Source organism: Streptomyces sp. NPDC037083, assembly GCF_055606485.1.
In genome coordinates this window covers 90,102-107,858 of record NZ_JBVJSQ010000012.1, presented here as the reverse complement: position 1 = coordinate 107,858, position 17,757 = coordinate 90,102, and the positions used below count along the sequence as shown (strand labels likewise).

The 17,757-nt window shown below is 71.5% G+C and carries 17 protein-coding genes and 1 tRNA gene; 6 read left to right on the top strand and 12 right to left on the bottom strand.

Annotated elements, in window-relative coordinates:
* Positions 1-8: 8 nt before the first annotated feature.
* The 4 genes from ACZ7DE_RS28955 (at position 9) to ACZ7DE_RS28940 (ending at position 6,543) form a co-directional block, all read left to right on the top strand.
* Complete coding sequence (locus tag ACZ7DE_RS28955) at positions 9-1,598, top strand: bifunctional glycosyltransferase family 2/GtrA family protein (RefSeq protein WP_470766231.1); 1,590 nt, start codon at positions 9-11, stop codon at positions 1,596-1,598.
* Positions 1,595-3,811 carry an ArnT family glycosyltransferase gene (locus tag ACZ7DE_RS28950; RefSeq protein ID WP_470766228.1) on the top strand — a complete coding sequence of 739 codons (2,217 nt, stop codon included), beginning with the start codon at positions 1,595-1,597 and terminating at the stop codon, positions 3,809-3,811. The genes ACZ7DE_RS28955 and ACZ7DE_RS28950 overlap by 4 nt, the downstream gene beginning before the upstream one ends.
* Positions 3,812-3,954: 143 nt before the next feature.
* A complete protein-coding gene (locus ACZ7DE_RS28945; protein ID WP_470766226.1) occupies positions 3,955-5,454 on the top strand; it encodes an MFS transporter in 1,500 nt (499 codons plus the stop codon).
* Between the two features lie 324 nt (positions 5,455-5,778).
* A complete protein-coding gene (locus tag ACZ7DE_RS28940) occupies positions 5,779-6,543 on the top strand; it encodes a TetR/AcrR family transcriptional regulator (RefSeq protein ID WP_470766224.1) in 765 nt (254 codons plus the stop codon).
* A 67-nt stretch (positions 6,544-6,610) separates the two neighbouring features.
* Here the strand turns inward: ACZ7DE_RS28940 and ACZ7DE_RS28935 are convergent, their stop codons facing one another.
* The 4 genes from ACZ7DE_RS28935 to ACZ7DE_RS28920 form a co-directional block, all read right to left on the bottom strand.
* Positions 6,611-7,081, bottom strand: coding sequence for a PPOX class F420-dependent oxidoreductase (locus ACZ7DE_RS28935; protein WP_470766222.1), 471 nt, complete (start codon positions 7,079-7,081; stop codon positions 6,611-6,613).
* 196 nt (positions 7,082-7,277) lie between these two features.
* The gene (locus ACZ7DE_RS28930; RefSeq protein ID WP_470766220.1) at positions 7,278-8,135 is read right to left on the bottom strand and encodes a YceI family protein; all 858 of its coding nucleotides are present in this window, start codon (positions 8,133-8,135) and stop codon (positions 7,278-7,280) included.
* 78 nt (positions 8,136-8,213) lie between these two features.
* The gene (locus ACZ7DE_RS28925) at positions 8,214-10,775 is read right to left on the bottom strand and encodes an MFS transporter (RefSeq protein ID WP_470766554.1); all 2,562 of its coding nucleotides are present in this window, start codon (positions 10,773-10,775) and stop codon (positions 8,214-8,216) included.
* Between the two features lie 94 nt (positions 10,776-10,869).
* Positions 10,870-11,415 (bottom strand): MarR family winged helix-turn-helix transcriptional regulator, encoded by a 546-nt coding sequence (locus tag ACZ7DE_RS28920; protein WP_470766219.1) that lies wholly within the window; start codon positions 11,413-11,415, stop codon positions 10,870-10,872.
* A gap of 260 nt (positions 11,416-11,675) precedes the next feature.
* Between ACZ7DE_RS28920 and ACZ7DE_RS28915 the strand changes: the two genes are divergently transcribed.
* The gene (locus tag ACZ7DE_RS28915; protein ID WP_351907849.1) at positions 11,676-11,873 is read left to right on the top strand and encodes a hypothetical protein; all 198 of its coding nucleotides are present in this window, start codon (positions 11,676-11,678) and stop codon (positions 11,871-11,873) included.
* Positions 11,874-12,039: 166 nt separating this feature from the next.
* Here the strand turns inward: ACZ7DE_RS28915 and ACZ7DE_RS28910 are convergent, their stop codons facing one another.
* From ACZ7DE_RS28910 to ACZ7DE_RS28890, 5 genes are all read right to left on the bottom strand, one after another.
* Positions 12,040-12,825, bottom strand: coding sequence for a hypothetical protein (locus tag ACZ7DE_RS28910; protein ID WP_470766217.1), 786 nt, complete (start codon positions 12,823-12,825; stop codon positions 12,040-12,042).
* 200 nt (positions 12,826-13,025) lie between these two features.
* Positions 13,026-13,928 carry an RNA polymerase sigma factor SigF gene (locus ACZ7DE_RS28905; protein ID WP_470766215.1) on the bottom strand — a complete coding sequence of 301 codons (903 nt, stop codon included), beginning with the start codon at positions 13,926-13,928 and terminating at the stop codon, positions 13,026-13,028.
* A gap of 293 nt (positions 13,929-14,221) precedes the next feature.
* Positions 14,222-15,154 (bottom strand): RNA polymerase sigma factor SigF, encoded by a 933-nt coding sequence (locus tag ACZ7DE_RS28900; RefSeq protein ID WP_470766212.1) that lies wholly within the window; start codon positions 15,152-15,154, stop codon positions 14,222-14,224.
* Positions 15,155-15,386: 232 nt separating this feature from the next.
* A complete protein-coding gene (locus ACZ7DE_RS28895) occupies positions 15,387-15,680 on the bottom strand; it encodes a Dabb family protein (protein WP_470766210.1) in 294 nt (97 codons plus the stop codon).
* Between the two features lie 30 nt (positions 15,681-15,710).
* Positions 15,711-15,887, bottom strand: coding sequence for a hypothetical protein (locus ACZ7DE_RS28890; protein ID WP_470766209.1), 177 nt, complete (start codon positions 15,885-15,887; stop codon positions 15,711-15,713).
* Between the two features lie 176 nt (positions 15,888-16,063).
* On the opposite strand from ACZ7DE_RS28890, the gene ACZ7DE_RS28885 reads away from it, so the two are divergent.
* Positions 16,064-16,324: a PLD nuclease N-terminal domain-containing protein gene (locus ACZ7DE_RS28885; RefSeq protein ID WP_470766207.1), complete on the top strand. Its 261-nt coding sequence runs from the start codon at positions 16,064-16,066 to the stop codon at positions 16,322-16,324.
* Here the strand turns inward: ACZ7DE_RS28885 and ACZ7DE_RS28880 are convergent.
* The 3 genes from ACZ7DE_RS28880 to ACZ7DE_RS28870 all read right to left on the bottom strand — a co-directional run bounded on the left by ACZ7DE_RS28880 (position 16,319) and on the right by ACZ7DE_RS28870 (position 17,482).
* Positions 16,319-16,403 (bottom strand) — tRNA-Ser (locus ACZ7DE_RS28880). The two genes, ACZ7DE_RS28885 and ACZ7DE_RS28880, sit on opposite strands and share 6 nt — an antisense overlap.
* A 57-nt stretch (positions 16,404-16,460) precedes the next feature.
* Positions 16,461-16,892: a tRNA adenosine(34) deaminase TadA gene (gene tadA / locus ACZ7DE_RS28875; RefSeq protein WP_470766205.1), complete on the bottom strand. Its 432-nt coding sequence runs from the start codon at positions 16,890-16,892 to the stop codon at positions 16,461-16,463.
* A 50-nt stretch (positions 16,893-16,942) separates the two neighbouring features.
* A complete protein-coding gene (locus tag ACZ7DE_RS28870) occupies positions 16,943-17,482 on the bottom strand; it encodes a tRNA adenosine deaminase-associated protein (protein ID WP_470766203.1) in 540 nt (179 codons plus the stop codon).
* Between the last annotated feature and the right edge of the window lie 275 nt (positions 17,483-17,757).

The window sequence follows — 17,757 nt, the reverse complement described above, 5'->3', positions numbered from 1 at the left end:
TCGACGACATGCGAACCGACTCTTCTCCCGGCACCCTGCCGGCGCGGGAGCACCTCCCGGCCGCCACAGCCGGTACGCCTGTCCTGGACGTAGTGATCCCCGTCTTCAACGAGGAGAAGGACCTCCAGCCCTGCGTCCGGAGACTGCACGACCACCTGACGCGCACGTTCCCGTACTCCTTCCGCATCACGATCGCGGACAACGCGTCGACCGACACGACGCCTTCGGTGGCGCGGCGGCTGGAGGCGCGGATTCCGGAGGTGAGGAACTTCCGGCTCGAGCAGAAGGGCCGCGGCCGTGCGCTGCGGACCGTCTGGTCCGCCTCGGACGCCCCGATCCTCGCGTACATGGACGTGGACCTGTCCACCGACCTCAACGCGCTGCTGCCGCTGGTGGCGCCGCTGATCTCCGGTCACTCCGACCTGGCGATCGGCTCCCGGCTCGCCCGTGACTCCCGTGTGGTGCGCGGGCCGAAGCGGGAGTTCATCAGCCGCGCGTACAACCTGATCCTGCGCGGCTCGCTACAGGCCCGCTTCTCGGACGCGCAGTGCGGGTTCAAGGCGATCCGGCGTGATGTCGCACAAGTTCTGCTCCCGCTGGTGGAAGACACCGGCTGGTTCTTCGACACTGAGATGCTGGTGCTCGCCGAGCGTGCCGGTCTCCGTATCCACGAGGTGCCGGTCGACTGGGTCGACGACCCGGACTCCACGGTGCACATCGTGAAGACGGCGTCCGACGACCTGAAAGGGGTGTGGCGCGTGGGCAAGGCCCTGGCCACCGGTTCGCTGTCCCTCGACCGGCTCACCCGCCCGTTCGGCGACGACCCGCGCGACCGCGACATCCAGGACGTGCCCAAGGGCCTGGCCCGTCAGCTGGTCGGATTCTGCGTCGTCGGCGGTCTGTCCACCCTCTTCTACCTCCTGCTCTACAGCGGCTTCCGCCAGTTCAGCGGCTCGCAGATCGCCAACGCGCTCGCCCTGCTGGTGTCCGCGGTCGCCAACACCGCCGCCAACCGGCGCCTCACCTTCGGGGTGCGGGGCCGCGGCGGGGCCGTCAAGCACCAGGCGCAGGGCCTCGTCGTCTTCGGCATCGGTCTGGCGCTGACCAGCGGCTCGCTCGTCGCGCTGGGCGCGGCCACCTCCGACCCCGCGCACTCCACCGAGCTGGCGGTGCTCGTCGCCGCCAACCTCGCGGCGACCGTGCTGCGCTTCCTGCTCTTCCGCGTGTGGGTCTTCTCCGACCGGCGCGACGGCGACGACCCGGCGACGACGACCGCGGCACCCGCGCCCGCGCCCGCAGCCGCAGCCGCCGCCGCGCCCGCCTCTCCCGCGGGTCCGCCTTCGGCGACGTACCCGACCGCGTCCGCGCAGGCCGACGGCCCCTTCGTGCCGCTGCCGCAGCGCCCGGTCGCCCCGCCGCACGGCACCGCCCACCCGCACGGCCCCGCCCACCCGCACGACCCCGCCCACCCGCACGACCCCGCCCGGACCACGCATCACCTCCGCGCCGGCGAAGCCGCGGACGGCACCTGGAGGGACGCCACGATGCGGCTGCAGCCGGTGCGCCCCCACGACACCGACCCGGGGGACGCCCGATGACCGCCCACCTCGACCAGCCGACGGCCACCTGGGGCCCGCCCCCCACCGTGGCGCCTCCGCGGGAACCGGCCGTCCCGGCCCCCGACTCGGGCGAGCCGAAGCAGCCCCTGCACCGCAGACTGTGGCGCGGCCGCCCCGAGGACCCCCGATGGGCGCGCCCGGCCTTCCTCGGCCTGCTGGCGGCCACGCTCCTCCTCTACCTTTACAACCTGAGCGCCTCCGGCTACGCCAACTCGTTCTACTCCGCGGCCGTCCAGGCCGGCAGCCAGTCCTGGAAGGCCTTCTTCTTCGGCTCGCTGGACGCGGGCAACGCCATCACCGTCGACAAGCCGCCGGCCTCGCTGTGGCCGATGGCGCTGTCGGTCAGGATCTTCGGCCTGAACTCGTGGGCGATCCTCGCTCCCGAGGTGTTGATGGGCGTCGGCGCCGTCGCCGTCGTTCACGCCTCCGTGCGCCGCCGGTTCAGCCCCGCGGCCGGTCTGATCGCGGGCGCCGTGCTCGCGCTGACCCCGGTCGCCGCGCTGATGTTCCGGTTCAACAACCCGGACGCGTTGCTGGCCCTGCTGATGGCCGTGGCCTGCTACTTCGTCGCCCGTGCGGTCGAGGACGGCCGGACGAGGTGGCTGGTGTGGGCCGGGGTCGCGATCGGCTTCGCGTTCCTCGCCAAGACCCTGCAGGCCTTTCTGATCCTGCCGCCGCTCGCGATCGTCTACGCGGTCTGCGCGCCGGTGCCGGTGCGGAAGCGGCTGGGCCAGCTGGCCGTCGCCACGGGCGCGCTGATCGTGTCCGGCGGCTGGTGGGTCGCGATCGTCGAGCTGTGGCCCGCGTCCTCCCGTCCGTACATCGGCGGCTCGCAGAACAACTCCTTCCTCGAGCTGACCTTCGGCTACAACGGTCTCGGCCGCCTGAACGGCGAGGAGACCGGCAGTGTCGGGGGCGGCGGTGGCGGCGGCAACACCGGCCAGTGGGGCGAGACCGGCTGGGACCGGATGTTCAACTCCGAGATCGGCGGTCAGATCTCCTGGCTGCTGCCGGCCGCGCTGATCCTGCTGGTCGGCGGTCTGGTGGCGACGCGGAGGCTGCGTCGCGACTCGGCCACCCGTGGCCTGTTCCTGGTCTGGGGCGGCTCGCTGCTGATCACCATGGTCGTCTTCAGCTACATGGCGGGCATCTTCCACCAGTACTACACGGTGGCCCTCGCCCCCTACATGGCGGCCGTGATCGGCATGGGCGCCGCGATCCTGTGGGAGAAGCGGTCGGAGATCTGGGCCTCGATCACCCTGGCGGCCTCGGTGGTGGCGGCCGCGGCCTGGAGCTACGTCCTGCTCAACCGCACCCCCGACTACCTGCCCTGGCTGAAGTGGCTGGTCCTGATCGGCGGCCTGGTCGCCGCGCTCGGCCTGGTCTTCGCGGGCCGGATCAACCGTCAGCTCGCCCTCGCGGCGGCCTCCGTGGGCGTCGTGGCCGCGCTGGCCGGGCCGACGGCGTACACCGTGAGCACGCTGCGGGAGGGCCACACCGGCTCCATCGTCACGGCGGGCCCGGCGGGCGCGGCCATGATGGGCGGCGGTCCGGGTGGCGGCGGCCGCGGCGGCTTCGGCGGCGCCATGCCGGGCCGGAACCAGCAGAACGGCAACGGCGGAACCCAGGGCCAGAGCCCGCAGGGCGGCGGCACGGGCGGCTTCCCCGGCGGCGGTCCGATGGGCGGCGGCATGCCCGGCCGGAACCAGCAGAACGGCAACGGCGGCACGCAAGGCCAGGGCCAGAACCAGCAGGTCGGTCCCGGCGGCCAGACCGGCGACGGCGGCATGGGCGGCGGGGGGACGGGCGGTGGCGTCGGCGGTCTGCTGAACGGCGCGAGCGTCTCCGACGAGGCCAAGAAGCTGCTGGAGGCCGACTCCGGCGAGTACACCTGGGCCGCGGCCGCGATCGGCGCCCAGAACGCGGCGAGCTACCAACTCGCCACGGGTGACGCCGTGATGGCGATCGGCGGGTTCAACGGCACCGACCCGTCCCCGACGCTCGCGCAGTTCAAGCAGTACGTGACGGACGGCAGGGTCCACTACTTCATCGCCGGTGGCTCGGGCGGCGGCATGGGCGGCAGCGGCACCGGGACGTCCTCGCAGATCACCTCCTGGGTCGAGGCCAACTTCAAGAAGGTGACGGTCGGTTCGGCCACCTTCTACGACCTCACGCAGAAGGCGAGCGGCTGACGCGTCGCTGAGTCCGAGAAGCCCGAGAAGCCCGAGAAGCCCGAGAAGCCCGAGAAGTTCGACGAAGGGCGGTGGCTTGATGCCACCGCCCTTCGTCGGCAATTCGTTGTACACCGTATGGGGACTCTTCTACGGTGTACGACATGACACTGTCCCCGACCCCGTCTTCGCCCCCGTCCGCGTCCCCGCAGGGCCACCCCCGGCGCTGGCTGATCCTCGGCGTGATCTGTCTCGCCCAGCTCACCGTGCTGCTCGACAACACGATCCTGAACGTCGCGATCCCCTCCCTCACCCGCGAACTGGACGCGGCCACCTCCGACATCCAGTGGATGATCAACGCCTACTCGCTCGTGCAGTCCGGTCTGCTGCTCACCGCGGGCAGTGCCGCCGACCTCTACGGCCGGAAGAAGATGCTGGCAGCGGGTCTGGCGCTGTTCGGCATCGGTTCCCTGGTGGCCGGCCTCGCGGACTCCACCGCCCAGCTGATCGCGGCACGGGCGGGCATGGGAGTCGGAGGCGCGCTGCTGTTCACCACCACCCTCGCGGTGGCGATGCAGATCTTCACGCCCGAGCAGCAGCCGAAGGCGATCGGCATCTGGGCCGCGGTGAACTCGCTGGGCTTCGCGACCGGTCCCCTCATCGGAGGCTTCATGCTGAACCACTTCTGGTGGGGTGCGGTCTTCCTGATCAACCTGCCGGTGGCGGCGCTGGGCCTGGTGGCCGTCGTCACGATGGTCCCCGAATCGAAGAACCCGCAGGGCGAGCGTCCCGACCTGCTCGGCGCGTTCCTCTCCACGATCGGCATGGCCTCGCTGGTCTTCGCGATCATCTCCGGACCGACGCAGGGCTGGACGTCGTCGCGGGTGCTGGTGAGCGCGGCGGTGGCGGTCGTCGTCCTGGCGCTGTTCGCCCACTGGGAGAGCAGGGTCCCGTATCCCATGCTCGACCTGGCCTTCTTCCGCAACCGCCGGTTCACGGGCGCGGTGGCCGGCGCGGTGCTGGTCACCTTCGGGATGGCCGGCGCGCTGTTCCTGCTCACGCAGCACCTGCAGTTCGTCCTGGGGTACGGCCCTCTGGAGGCGGGCCTGCGGACCGCGCCGCTGGCGCTGACCGTCGTGGCCCTCAACTTCACCGGAGTGTCGGCCAGGGTGATGGCCAGGCTCGGCGGGCCGTTGTCGGTCCTGGTCGGGATGGTGCTGATGTCGGCGGGCCTGGTCTGCATCGCGGTGGCCGCCGACGGATACCCCGCGATGATGGCGGGGCTGGTGCTCATCGGCGCGGGGACGGCGGTCGCCAGCCCGGCGATGGCCCACGCGATCATGAGCTCGATACCGCCGGCGAAGGCGGGGGTGGGGGCCGGGCTCAACGGCACGGTGGCCGAGTTCGGGAACGGGCTGGGCGTCGCCGTCCTCGGCGCGGTGCTGACCGCGCGGTTCGCGGCGGAGTCGCTGCCGGCCGCGCTGGCCGCCGCCGGGTCGGCGCAGGAGCGCGGACGCGTCGTCGAGTCGTTCTCGTCCGGCCTCCGGACCAGCCAGCTGCTCGGGGCCGCGGCCGTCCTGGCAGGCGGAGTGCTGGCCGCGGGGCTGCTGCGCCGGGCGGAGCGTGAGGAACGGAAGGACAAGCCGCCGGTTCTGGCCGCCTGAACGCCGGGAGGACGCGGCGGGGCGTGCGACGGGGTGTGGTGGGGCGTGCGATGCGGGGCGTGTGGCGGGCGTGCGACGGCGGTGGGGCGCGCTCGCGCATACGGCGGACGTGCCGACGGCGTGGGGTTGCCGGTGCGGCGTGCGGCCCGGCCGTCTCGCCTCCGCGCGCTGGAAGAGGCCGCATGCCGGGGCGCACGGTGGAGCAGCCGGTGGGCCGTCTGCCGGACTGTGCGACCTGCGATGGTGTCGGGTTGCCGCCGTGCCCGGGACCACCTGCCGCTTAGCATCTTCATCAGTGACCGGACGTCCAGGAGGTGCCCTGCCATGGCCGAGACCGCCAAGGATGCCGCGCAGCACAGTGTGTGGCTGGAGGGCAAGGCGCGTCGGCGGGGCCGTGGCGGGGGGCAGCCCTCGGGGCTCGACCGGGACCGGATCACCGAGGTCACCGTGCGCCTGCTGGACGCCGAGGGGCTGGCCAAGTTCTCCATGCGGCGGCTGGCGGCCGAACTGAACGTGACGGCGATGTCCGTCTACTGGTACGTCGACACCAAGGACGACCTGCTCGAACTCGCCCTCGACACGGCCTTCGGCGAGCTGGAGGAACTGCCCGACCCGTCGGACGAGGACGCGGACTGGCGCGAGCAGCTCCGGGCGCTGGCCACGGCCTACCGCGGACTGCTGGTCCGGCACCCCTGGCTGTCGCCGCTCGCCGGCCGCTACCTCAACATCGGCCCGAACTCCGTGCGCTTCTCCCGCACCGTCCAGCAGGTCGTGCTGCGCACCGGGCTGCCCGCGCACGGCATCACCGGCGCCATCTCGGCCGTCTTCCAGTTCGTGTACGGCTACGGCACGATCGAGGGCCACTTCTTCGCCCGGGTCGCGGACACCGGCCTGACCCCGGACGAGTACTTCCGCGACGCCATGACCGCGACGGCCGAGGCCCCGCAGACCGCGGACATCATCGAGCAGTCCAGGAACCTCATGGCGGCCCGCGGCGGCGACACGGTCGCGGAGATGATGGACCGCGACTTCACCTTCGCCCTGGACCTGCTGGTGGCGGGCATCGAGGCGATGGTCCTGCGCGGCTGAGCCGGCGCCCGGTCGGCAGGGCGCCGGCGTAGCGTCTCCGGCCCTTCGCCGATCCCCCCGCCGGTGCTCAGTCCTGCTGTGCGAGGCGGGCCGGGAAGCCGCCGGTGGCCACCGGGCCCCATCGCCGCGGGGTGATCCGGATGATCGACTTGCCCTGCTTCAGCATGGCCTGCCGGTACTCGTCCCAGTCCGGGTGCTCGCCGGCGATGTTGCGGTAGTACTCGACCAGGGGCTCGACGGAGTCCGGCGCGTCGATCACCTCGGCCGTGCCGTCGATCTGGACCCAGGGACCGTTCCAGTCGTCGCTCAGCACGAGGACGCCGACCCGGTCGTCCCGCTTGGCGTTGCGCGTCTTGGCCCGCTCCGGGTAGGTGGAGACGACGATCCGGCCCGAGTCGTCGACCCCGCAGGTCAGCGGTGAGGCCTGGGAGCTGCCGTCGGTGCGCCGGGTCAGCAGGATCGCGCGGTGACGGGGGCGGACGAAGTCCAGCAACTCGTCCAGGGAGACCTTGGTGTTCGTCGCGATGTTCGGTGCCATGGGTTCAGCCTAGGCGGCGGGGCCCCGGTTCCGGCTGACCCTGCCGGGCCTATGACCGCGCCCGCACGGACGAGCAGGCGGGCGCCCCTTCCGCCCGTCCTCCGGCGGGTTCGCCAGGACCTCGGCGGGTTCCGTCAGGCCCCCGGCGGGTTCCGTCAGGCCCCGGCGGGTTCCGTCAGGCCTCTGGCGGGTTCCGCTAGGCCGTCGGCAGGGCGTCGCCCTGTACCGCCTGGACGTCCAGCTCCACCCTCAGGGTGGTGCCGATGGCCGCGATGCCCGCCTGGACGACCTGGTTGTAGTTCATGGCGAAGTCCTCGCGCCGCAGCTGGGTCGTGGCCCGGAAGGCCGCCCGGGTTCCGCCCCACGGGTCCGCGCCGGTGCCGAGGTAGGCCAGGTCCAGGTCCACCGGGCGGGCGACGCCGTGCAGGGACAGGTCGCCGTGGACGGTCCAGCGGCCGGGCCCGGCCGGGGCCAGGCCGGTCGAACGGTAGGTGATCTCCGGGTACCTCTCCACGTCCAGGAAGTCCGACGAACGCAGGTGGGTGTCGCGCATGGCGTTGCCGGTGTCGATGGAGGACGCCCGGATCACCGCCTCCACACGGGACTTGGCGACGTCGTCCGGGGCGACCTCGATCGCCGCCGCGAAGTCCCTGAACCGGCCGTGGACGCTGGAGATGCCCAGGTGCTGGGCGACCGCGCCGACGGTCGAGTGCGCGGGGTCGACGGCCCAGGGGCCGGGCGGGGGCAGTTCCGTGCCGCCCTGCCGGGCCAGGGTCACCGTCCCGACCTCGATCCGGCCTCCCCCACTCGCGGCTCCGCTCGAGCGCGAGGTACCCCCGGCCGTGACGATCGCGCTGGCGGCGGTGGGCGCGTATCCGACGGCCGTGACGATCACCGTGTACGCGCCCGGGGCGAGTTCGGTCGCGTCCCGTACGGCTCCTTCCGCGTCGGCCTCGGCGCGCAGCACCTGGCCGCCCGCCATGTCGGCCACCGTGACGACCGCGTGCGACACGGCCCACCCGTCCCGCGTGCGGATCTTCGCGGTCAGTCCCATCTCACTTGCTCCTCACACTGGAACCGGCCCGGTGCGGGGGTTCGCCCCGCACCGGGCCGGAGTCGACAACTGTCCGAACTACTCGCCGGGGTGGGCGAGTTCGATGTCGTGGCCGTCGACGCCGGGGCCCGCCAGGATCAGCGCGGTGGCCACCGGCGGGTAGCCGGTCGCGATGACGGTGTAGTCGCCCCCGTCGAGGTCGGCGAAGGCGTACGCGCCGTCCACGCCGGTGGTGGCGGTGCCGACCACGTTGCCGGCCGCGTCCACCAGCGTCACGCGCGCATCGGCCAGCGGACCGTGCGGCGCCCGGACGACGCCCTGCAGCCGGGCGCCCGCGTCGAGGACTACCTCCGTGCGGGTCACGCCCGTCGCGCCGATCTCGACGGGCAGGGCGCGCGGCCGGAACCCGACGGCGTTCACGGCGACGGTCACCGTGCCCGGCACCAGCTCGGCGAAGGCGAACTCGCCCTGCTCGCCGGTGGCCGCGGTGGCCAGCAGGTCACCGCGCACATCGGTGACGATCACCATCGCGTCCTTGACGGCCTCGCCCGACTCGGCGGCGCGCACGACTCCGCTGAGCCCGCTGGTCCCGCTGAGCAGGATGTCGTACGCGACCGGCTCGCCGTTCACGACGATCGTGGACGCCTGCGGCTGGAAGCCGTCCGCGGAGGCGATCAGCACGTACGAACCCGTGCCCGGCGCGTCCAGCGCGTAGGAACCGTCGCCCTGCGCGACCGAGCGGCCGAGCTGCCGTCCGGCGAGCGAGATGAGTGTGACGGCGGCCTGCGGGACGGGAGCGCTCTCCGCTCCGCGGACGAAGCCGTGCACCGGGACGCCGCCCGCGGGAGTCCGCGGGGCTTCGACGGTGGCGACGGCGGCGAGCCGCTGCGTCCCCTCGGGACCGGCCTCGGGACCGGCCTCGGCGGCCGAGTCGGCGACGGCCCAGCTGGGGACCCTCTCACCGGCACCGCCACCGGCACTGCCACCGGCCGTGGCGGCGACGGACGCCGTGGCCGCGTTCGTGCCCGTGTCCGCGTTCGTGCCCGTGATCGCGTTCGAGCCCGTCACCGCGTCCGCGTCCGTCACCGCGTCCGCGTCCGAGACGTCCGAGGCGTCCGAGTCCGTGGCCTGCGCCATCGCGCCGCGGGTCTTCAGCGGAACCTCCTTGATGAACAGGGTGATCAGGAAGGCCAGCAGGGCCAGGGCAGCGGCGATCATGAAGACGTCCGCGATGCCGTGGCCGTACGCGCTCTCCATGACCGTGCGCAGCGGCGCGGGCAGCTTGTCCATGTCCGGGATCGAGCCGGAGGAGCTCGAACCGGAGGCGAGGGAGGCGTACTTGGGGCCGAGGTCGGCGATGCCGTCCTTGGCGTAGTCGGTGATGCGGTGGGCCATGACGGCGCCCAGCGCCGAGACGCCCATCGCACCGCCGAGGGAGCGGAAGAAGGTGACCGTGGAGCTGGCCGAGCCGAGGTCGGACGGGTCGACCTGGTTCTGCGTGCACAGCACCAGGTTCTGCATCATCATGCCGATGCCGAGACCCAGCAGGGCCATGAAGACCGCGGTCTTCCAGTAGTCCGTGTCGTAGCGGATGGTGCCCAGCAGGCCCAGCCCCGCCGTGACGAGCACGCCACCGCTGACCAGCCAGGCCTTCCACCTGCCGGTGCGGGTGATGAACTGCCCGGACACGGTGGAGGAGATGAACAGGCCGCCGATCATCGGGATCGTCATGACGCCCGACATGGTCGGGGACTTGTCCCGGGCCAGCTGGAAGTACTGGCTGAAGAAGACCGTGCCGGAGAACATCGCGACGCCCACGAACATCGAGGCGAGCGACGACAGCGTGATGGTGCGGTTGCGGAACAGCCGCAGCGGGATGATCGGCTCGGCGGCCTTCGACTCGACGAGCACGAAGACCAGGCCGAGCACGAGGGAGCCACCGACCATCGCGGCCGTCTGCCAGGACAGCCAGTCGTACTTGTCACCGGCGAAGGTGACCCAGACCAGCAGCAGCGAGACCGCGGCGGAGATGAAGAAGGCGCCGCTCCAGTCGACCTTGACGTCCCGCTTCACTACGGGCAGGTGCAGGGTCTTCTGCAGCACGATCAGCGCGATGACCGCGAACGGCACACCGACGTAGAAGCACCAGCGCCAGCCCAGCCACGAGGTGTCGGTGATGACACCGCCGAGCAGCGGGCCGCCGACGGTGGCGACGGCGAAGGTCGCGCCGAGGTAGCCGGAGTAACGTCCGCGCTCACGCGGGGAGATCATCGCGGCCATCACGATCTGCGCGAGGGCGGACAGACCGCCGACGCCGATGCCCTGGACGACTCGGCAGGCGATCAGCATGCCGGCGTTCTGGGAGAGTCCGGCGGCGGCCGACCCGAGCACGTAGATGACGAGCGCCATCTGGACGAGCGCCTTCTTGCTGTACAGGTCGGAGAGCTTGCCCCACAGGGGGGTGGCCGCCGTCATCGACAGCAGGGCGGCGGTGACGACCCAGGTGTAGGCGGACTGGCCGCCGCCGAGGTCGCCGATGATCTCCGGGAGGGCGTTCGAGACGATCGTGGAGGACAGGATCGCGACGAACATGCCGAGCAGCAGCCCGGAGAGGGCCTCCATGATCTGCCGGTGGGTCATCGGAGCGGCCTCGGCGGAGCCGTGGGACCCTCCGCCGTGCTTCGCGTGAGCCCGCACACCGGCTGGTGTGGTCGTTGCCATGGGCTTCCTTCTCTTACGTTGCTTGTGCGGGTGTACGGGTGGTCTGTGTCCGTTCGCCTGCGGGAACGGGAAGTGCGGGGGATACGGGAGGCGGGGGGTCGGGCGGGGGCGGCGGCCGGTGCGCGACCGTCCGGCAGTCGCCGAAGCTGGCGCGCAGCCGGGTCAGCAGTCCGATGAGCTGGCCGACCTCGGCGTCGGTCCAGTCGCTCAGCCGCTCGGCCAGGAGGCCGGCGCTCCGGCGGGACAGGTCGACGAGCATCGTGTGGCCCTCGGGGGTGAGGTGCAGGATGCGTGAGCGTTTGTCCGCCGGGTCGGGGGAGCGCTCGATCCAGCCCCGGTCGGCGAGGTGCGCGGCGTGCCGGCTGGTCACGGACATGTCGACGGCGAGCAGCTCGGCGAGGTTGCTCATGCGCATGTCGCCGTGACTGCCCAGCAGGGCCAGCACGGCGGCCGAGCCGGCGGAGCAGTCCTGCGGCAGGATCCGTCCGAGGTCCCGCTTCACGGCCCCGACGGCGCTGAGCTGACGCGCCAGCTCCTCGTACTGCGCCTGCCCTGCCATCGCACCTCCCGTTATCGTTGCTTAGGGCAACCATAGAAGCGGTTGGTTGCTGCAGGCAAATAAAGAGGGTCACAGAGGCCGCAAAAAGTTGGCAAAGGCAAGTATTGCTGCGGTAAATATGCAGCTGGAGTCGGTGGCGGCCGTGTGGGCCGACCGAGGCGGGCGAAGTGCGCTCGGCCTGCTCGCCCGGGGTGGCGCCGGGGCCTCTGTGGCGACCCCCGCTTGGGCCCGCCCGCCCGTTTTCGCTAGTGTCTCGGCCCATGGCTAACACCCAGGGCCCCCAGGGCAACCACGACCCCGCCGGCAGCACCCAGATGTTCCGCGCGTTCGTCGACGAGGGCGCCCCTCGGGCCGCCCAGCCGGCCCCCGCGCCGGCCGGCCCCCGCATCGGCCTGATCGTCGGCATCGTCGCCGCGGTCGTGATCGTCGCGGCCGTCGCCTGGCTGGCGCTGAAGTAACTCCCGTACGGGCTGCTGGTGCCGGTGCTGTGCCGGCCCCGGCGGCCCGTGCCGGGCGTCGGTGTCGTCTGTACTGGTACTGGTACTGGTGCTGGTTACGGGGGCGGGTGCTGGTACCGGCACCCACGGCGTGCGAGGGTTCGGCGCTCCCCGTCCCGCCCCTACCTCACTTCCACCGCACCGACACGTCCCGCGTCTCGATGTGCATCCCCAGCGGTACGCGCCACGCGTCGACGCACACCGTCCAGGTCCGCTCCCTGCGCGTCCTGGCGGCGATCGGCGTCGGCAGCGGGGCCGTCGACTCCCGGGTGGCCCAGTCGATCCCGAGCGCGTCCACGACATGCGTCCCGAAGGTGACCGTCCCGGAACCGACGTCCGTCCCACCGGAGTTGGTGAACGTGAGGGTCACGTCCTCGCACCACCGGTGATCCGTTCCCGCGCGGACGGGCTCGCTCACGGCGAGGGAAGCCGGTTCGGCGGAGGCCTCTCCGGACGGAGCGGAGGACGTCGGCGAAGGCGTGGCCGACGGTGCGTCAGAAGGCGTGTGACCGCCGCCCGCGGAGCCGCCCTCGGCGGGCGTGCCCTGCCCTGGAGCCCGCTGCCGAGCCGGCCCGGTGCCGGAAGCGTGCGGAACGCCGGGCACGTCGCCGGGCGGGTCGGCGGTGGTCTTCGCTTCCGCGGGGCTCTTCGGCGTCGCCCCCGGACCGGAGAGGCCGCCGGGGGAGCCGCTCTCCCCGTCCAGCGGGACGAGCCGCACTCCGCCCGTCGGTTCGGCAGACAGGTCCGCGCCCGGCTGCGCGGGATCGCCCGCCCCGCCGATCGCGACGTAGTCGCGTCCCTTGCCGTCGCCTCCGCAGCCGGACGACAGTCCAGCCGCTCCCACGACGACGGCGACCGCCGAGGCACTCCATACGGCGACCCGCCGCCCACGTGCCCGTGTCGGACTTCGCATCGCGACAGTCTGGCTGACGGGCCGTCAGTAAGGAAGCCCTCTGAAATCCTCCGAAGCTCTCTGAGTCCTCTGAGTCCTCTGGGTCCTCTGAGGTCGGGAGGGTCCTGTCCGGACAGTTCCGGAACCGGACAGGCCTGGTCGGGCGGACATGCCTGGTCGGCCAGTCCGCCCGTCCTCTCGTCCGTCAGTCCGCCTGTCGGCTAGTCGGAGATCAGGCCCTCGCGCAGCTGGGCGAGTGTCCGGGTGAGGAGGCGTGAGACGTGCATCTGGGAGATGCCGACCTCCTCGCCGATCTGCGACTGGGTCATGTTGGCGAAGAAGCGCAGCATGATGATGCGGCGCTCGCGGGGCGGCAGCTTGGCCAGCAGGGGCTTCAGGGACTCGCGGTACTCCACGCCCTCGAGGGCCGTGTCCTCGTAGCCGAGGCGGTCCGCGAGGGAGCCCTCGCCGCCGTCGTCCTCCGGGGCCGGGGAGTCCAGCGACGATGCCGTGTAGGCGTTGCCGACCGCGAGGCCGTCGACGACGTCCTCCTCGGACACGCCCAGCACCGCGGCGAGTTCGGCGACCGTCGGGGAGCGGTCGAGCTTCTGGGAGAGCTCGTCGCTGGCCTTGGTGAGGGCCAGGCGCAGCTCCTGAAGCCGGCGCGGCACGCGCACCGACCACGACGTGTCGCGGAAGAAGCGCTTGATCTCGCCCACGACCGTCGGCATCGCGAACGTCGGGAACTCCACGCCGCGTTCGCAGTCGAAGCGGTCGATCGCCTTGATCAGGCCGATGGTGCCGACCTGGACGATGTCCTCCATGGGCTCGTTGCGCGAGCGGAAGCGGGCCGCCGCGTAGCGCACGAGGGGGAGGTTGAGCTCGATGAGAGTGTCCCGGACGTACATGCGCTCGGGGCTGTCCTCGGCGAGGGCGGCCAGTCGCAGGAACAGGGAGCGGGACAGGGTGCGGGTGTCGATGGCCCCCGTGGCCGTGAGGGCCGGGGCCGGAGCGGCCTCGGGGGCCGTGACGTCGTCGAGCACATCGGGCTCGACGGGCACGGCGGGCGCGGACTCGCTCTGCGCGAGTGTGAGCACCTTCGAGCTGCCCTGTTCTGCGGACATGCCACCCCCTTTGGGTCGCGGGACGGTCGCGGCGAACGCCCCCGCTTGAGGAACGTCAGCCTTCACCTGAATACCGGAGCCGAAGCCCCGGCAAACGCGCTTCCGGCAGAATGTCACATGTCGGCAACACGCTGTAGTGACATGTCGACATGTGAGTGACGAATCAGCCCTGGAAAGAGGGGGTCTGACGGTTTTTCAGCGCAGTTCTGTCGGCAACAGCCCCGGTGAGCGATTCGCTCTCATCGGTGACAGCTCGGTCGTGCTTGCGATCCCCGATCGAGTGACGTGTCCCGTCACGCCTCGATGCGGTTCGCCGAGCGAAGCCGCTGGAAGCTGCGCGCGAGCAGCCGGGACACATGCATCTGGGAGACGCCGAGTTCGGCGCTGATCTGCGACTGCGTGAGGTTGCTGTAGTAGCGCAGCAGGAGGATGCGCTGTTCGCGCTCCGGCAGTTGGACGAGGAGGTGGCGGACGAGGTCACGGTGTTCCACGCCGTCCAGCGCGGGGTCCTCGTAGCCGAGGCGGTCCAGCAGGCCCGGCAGGCCGTCGCCCTCCTGGGCCGCCTCCAGGGAGGTGGCGTGGTACGAGCGGCCCGCCTCGATGCAGGAGAGGACCTCGTCCTCACCGATGCGCAGCCGCTCGGCGATCTCCGCCGTCGTCGGAGTGCGGCCGAAGGCGGTGGTCAGGTCCTCGGTGGCGCTGTTGACCTGCACCCACAACTCGTGCAGTCGGCGCGGTACGTGGACCGTGCGGACGTTGTCGCGGAAGTACCGCTTGATCTCGCCGACGACCGTCGGCATCGCGAACGTCGGGAACTGCACGCCCCGGTCCGGGTCGAAGCGGTCGATGGCGTTGATCAGCCCGATGGTGCCGACCTGGACGACGTCCTCCATCGGCTCGTTGCGGGAGCGGAAGCGGGCGGCCGCGTAGCGCACGAGCGGGAGGTTGGCCTCGATGAGCGCCCCGCGCACCCGGTTGTGCTCCGGCGTGCCCGGCTGCAGTTCCTTGAGCTCGGCGAAGAGCACCTGGGTCAGCGCCCGGGTGTCGGCGCCGCGGCGGCGTTCGGGCGTCGGGGCGGTTTCCTCGGCGGCCTCGGCGGCGGCCGCCTGGACGGTCTCCAGGGTGGGCATCGGAGCGGGAGCGGGTGCAGGGGTGGACGCCGGTGCCGGAGCCGGTGCGGGGGGTGCCTCTTCCTGAGGCGGCGCAGTACTGGCCGACACGGTCAACGCCACCTCTTCGTCAGGTCAACATCGGTCAACTCATCCGTCAAAAGCGGTCATAGCATCACAAGACATGTGCACTGTGTGCAAGCACCCCATAACCCCGTGTTGAGGTACAAGTTGGGCCGTCACCGGGCGTGCGGGACGCGCGAGAGCCCCCCGCCGGAACGGCGGAGGGCTTCCGTATCGACCGAGCGGAGGGCTCCCCTCCTGACTGAAGGGGTGGCTCGGGGGCGGCTCAGAACTCGTAGTCGGCGACCACCCAGGTGGCGAACTCCCGCCACAGGGCGACGCCCGCCTGGTGGGCCGGGTGTTCGAGGTAGCGCTTGAGGGCGTCCGCATCCTCGACCGCCGAGTTGATGGCGAAGTCGTAGGCGATGGGGCGGTCGCTGACGTTCCAGCCCAGCTCCCAGAAGCGCAGTTCCTCGATCTGCCCGTCCAGCGCACGGAAGGCCGCCTCGCCCCGCACGACCCGGGGGTCGTCGCGGTCGACGCCCTCGTTGAGCTTGAAAAGGACCAGATGGCGGATCATGGGCACTCCCACTGCGTGCGGCGGCCTCGGCTACTGGGCCCCGTCGGCGAGCCAAGTGAAGAAGTCGCCGATGGCCTTGGCGGCGTCCGATATGCCCTCGAAGCCTATCTGGACGTAGTCCGCCGCCTTCGCCGGGTCCGTGATGATCACGTAGAGCACGAAGACCACGAGCATGTAGACGGCGATCTTCTTGGCGTTCACCGCCACCTGGCCTCCCCTGGATGTGCCCGCACGGGCCCCTGTTGACGGCCGCGAGTGTATCTGTAAGTGCGATTTACATACCGCTTTTGAACATCGCGGCGCGTTCGTGAACCGATCGCGGGGTCTCGTCCGATGAAGAGGTGAACGCCCGCAAGCGGCGGGCGGAGCGGAGGGGGAGACGCGTGCTGGAACTGCTGGCGCCGGCGCCGGTGATCATCGTGGTCGCGCTGTACCTGGGGATGTTGATCGACTGTGTCCACACGCCCGGCGAACGCGTCCGCTACGGGGCGAGGCCGCTGTGGCTGCTCCTCATGCTCTGCGCCCCGTTCGTCGGCGGCCTCGCCTGGATCTACTTCGGCAAGCTCCCCGCTCCACGGAAGGGCATACCGAACACGGAGAAGGGCCCGACTCATCGAGCCGGACCCTTCGTCCACCAGCGGTAGCGGAGGGATTTGAACCCTCGGTGACTTGCGCCACACTCGCTTTCGAGGCGAGCTCCTTCGGCCGCTCGGACACGCTACCGAGGGAGACCTTACAGCAAGGTCGGGCCCGGTTTGAAATCGGTATGCGGCGGCGGGCTCAGCGCTCTCGGAAGAACTCCGTGAGCAGCCCCGAGGACTCCTCGGCGAGGACTCCCTCGACGACCTCCGGGCGGTGGTTGAGCCGACGGTCGCGGACGACGTCCCAGAGGGAGCCGGCCGCGCCCGCCTTGGCGTCACGCGCGCCGTAGACGACCCGGTTCACCCGGGACTGCACGATCGCGCCCGCGCACATCGTGCACGGTTCGAGGGTCACGACGAGCGTGCAGCCGGACAGCCGCCACTCCCCGGTCTTCTCGGCCGCCCGCCGGATGGCGAGCACTTCGGCGTGGGCCGTCGGATCACCGCCCGCCTCGCGTTCGTTGTGGCCGGTGGCGAGGACCGTCGTGCCGTCCGCGGCCAGCACGACGGCGCCGACCGGGACGTCCCCGCCCCGGGCGGCCAGCCGTGCCTCGTCCAGGGCGAGCCGCATCGCGGCCCGCCAGCGGTCGCGTACGGGGTCCGACGGCTTCTGCGGTGCGGTCAGCGGACGGTCTCCAGGACTTCCGAGGCGCCGAGGGATTCGGCGATCTCGGTGACCGCGTCCGCCGACAGCGACCTCAGTTCCTTCTCGCCGACGCCGAGGTCGTCGAGGATGGCGGCGTCGCCGACCGGGCCGTGCGGCACGGCATCGGCGGAGCCGCCGCCCACGGCGCCGGCGGGTTCCTCGTCGTCGTCCTCGTTCTCACCGTCCTCGGTGCCGTCGAGGTCGAGGGCGTCCAGGTCGTCCTCGTCACCCGGATCTCTTCCGAGCAGTTCGTCGGTGAGCAGGATCTCGCCGTACGAGCTGCGGGCGGCGGCGGCCGCGTCGGACACGTAGATGCGAGGGTCCTCCTCGCCGTCGATGCGGACGACCCCGAACCAGGAGTCCTCCTGCTCGATCAGCACGAGCACCGTGTCCTCGTCAGGAGAGGCTTCCCGGGCCAGGTCGGCGAGATCCGACAGGGTTTCCACATCGTCGAGCTCTGTGTCGCTCGCTTCCCACCCGTCTTCGGTGCGCGCGAGCAGTGCGGCGAAGTACACCGTGACTCTCCCACTGGTCTTAGGCGTGCCGGTTGGGGGTCCCCCCGGCGGAGGTTGCGGGCGGAGAGAGCTCAGGCTCCGAGCCCCACCCACTCGGAATCGTGGCAGAAACAAGGCGTTCAGGGGACGTCTTCGGCTCCCTGTGTCCGGTGGTTTTGATCGCACGTCCGCAGTGACGTCCGTGAGCGACTCACCAGCGCACTCGTTGCGGCCACGAGCGGATCGTACGCGGCTTTCCCGTGCGCCCGGCACGCCCACCCCCGCGCGACACCCGT

Coding starts and splice junctions, on each gene's coding strand:
- ACZ7DE_RS28955 (WP_470766231.1), top strand. CDS start 9: ATGCGAACCGACTCTTCTCCCGGCACCCTGCCGGCGCGGGAGCACCTC.
- ACZ7DE_RS28950 (WP_470766228.1), top strand. CDS start 1,595: ATGACCGCCCACCTCGACCAGCCGACGGCCACCTGGGGCCCGCCCCCC.
- ACZ7DE_RS28945 (WP_470766226.1), top strand. CDS start 3,955: ATGACACTGTCCCCGACCCCGTCTTCGCCCCCGTCCGCGTCCCCGCAG.
- ACZ7DE_RS28940 (WP_470766224.1), top strand. CDS start 5,779: ATGGCCGAGACCGCCAAGGATGCCGCGCAGCACAGTGTGTGGCTGGAG.
- ACZ7DE_RS28935 (WP_470766222.1), bottom strand. CDS start 7,081: ATGGCACCGAACATCGCGACGAACACCAAGGTCTCCCTGGACGAGTTG.
- ACZ7DE_RS28930 (WP_470766220.1), bottom strand. CDS start 8,135: ATGGGACTGACCGCGAAGATCCGCACGCGGGACGGGTGGGCCGTGTCG.
- ACZ7DE_RS28925 (WP_470766554.1), bottom strand. CDS start 10,775: ATGACCCACCGGCAGATCATGGAGGCCCTCTCCGGGCTGCTGCTCGGC.
- ACZ7DE_RS28920 (WP_470766219.1), bottom strand. CDS start 11,415: ATGGCAGGGCAGGCGCAGTACGAGGAGCTGGCGCGTCAGCTCAGCGCC.
- ACZ7DE_RS28915 (WP_351907849.1), top strand. CDS start 11,676: ATGGCTAACACCCAGGGCCCCCAGGGCAACCACGACCCCGCCGGCAGC.
- ACZ7DE_RS28910 (WP_470766217.1), bottom strand. CDS start 12,825: ATGCGAAGTCCGACACGGGCACGTGGGCGGCGGGTCGCCGTATGGAGT.
- ACZ7DE_RS28905 (WP_470766215.1), bottom strand. CDS start 13,928: ATGTCCGCAGAACAGGGCAGCTCGAAGGTGCTCACACTCGCGCAGAGC.
- ACZ7DE_RS28895 (WP_470766210.1), bottom strand. CDS start 15,680: ATGATCCGCCATCTGGTCCTTTTCAAGCTCAACGAGGGCGTCGACCGC.
- tadA (WP_470766205.1), bottom strand. CDS start 16,892: ATGCGGCTCGCCCTGGACGAGGCACGGCTGGCCGCCCGGGGCGGGGAC.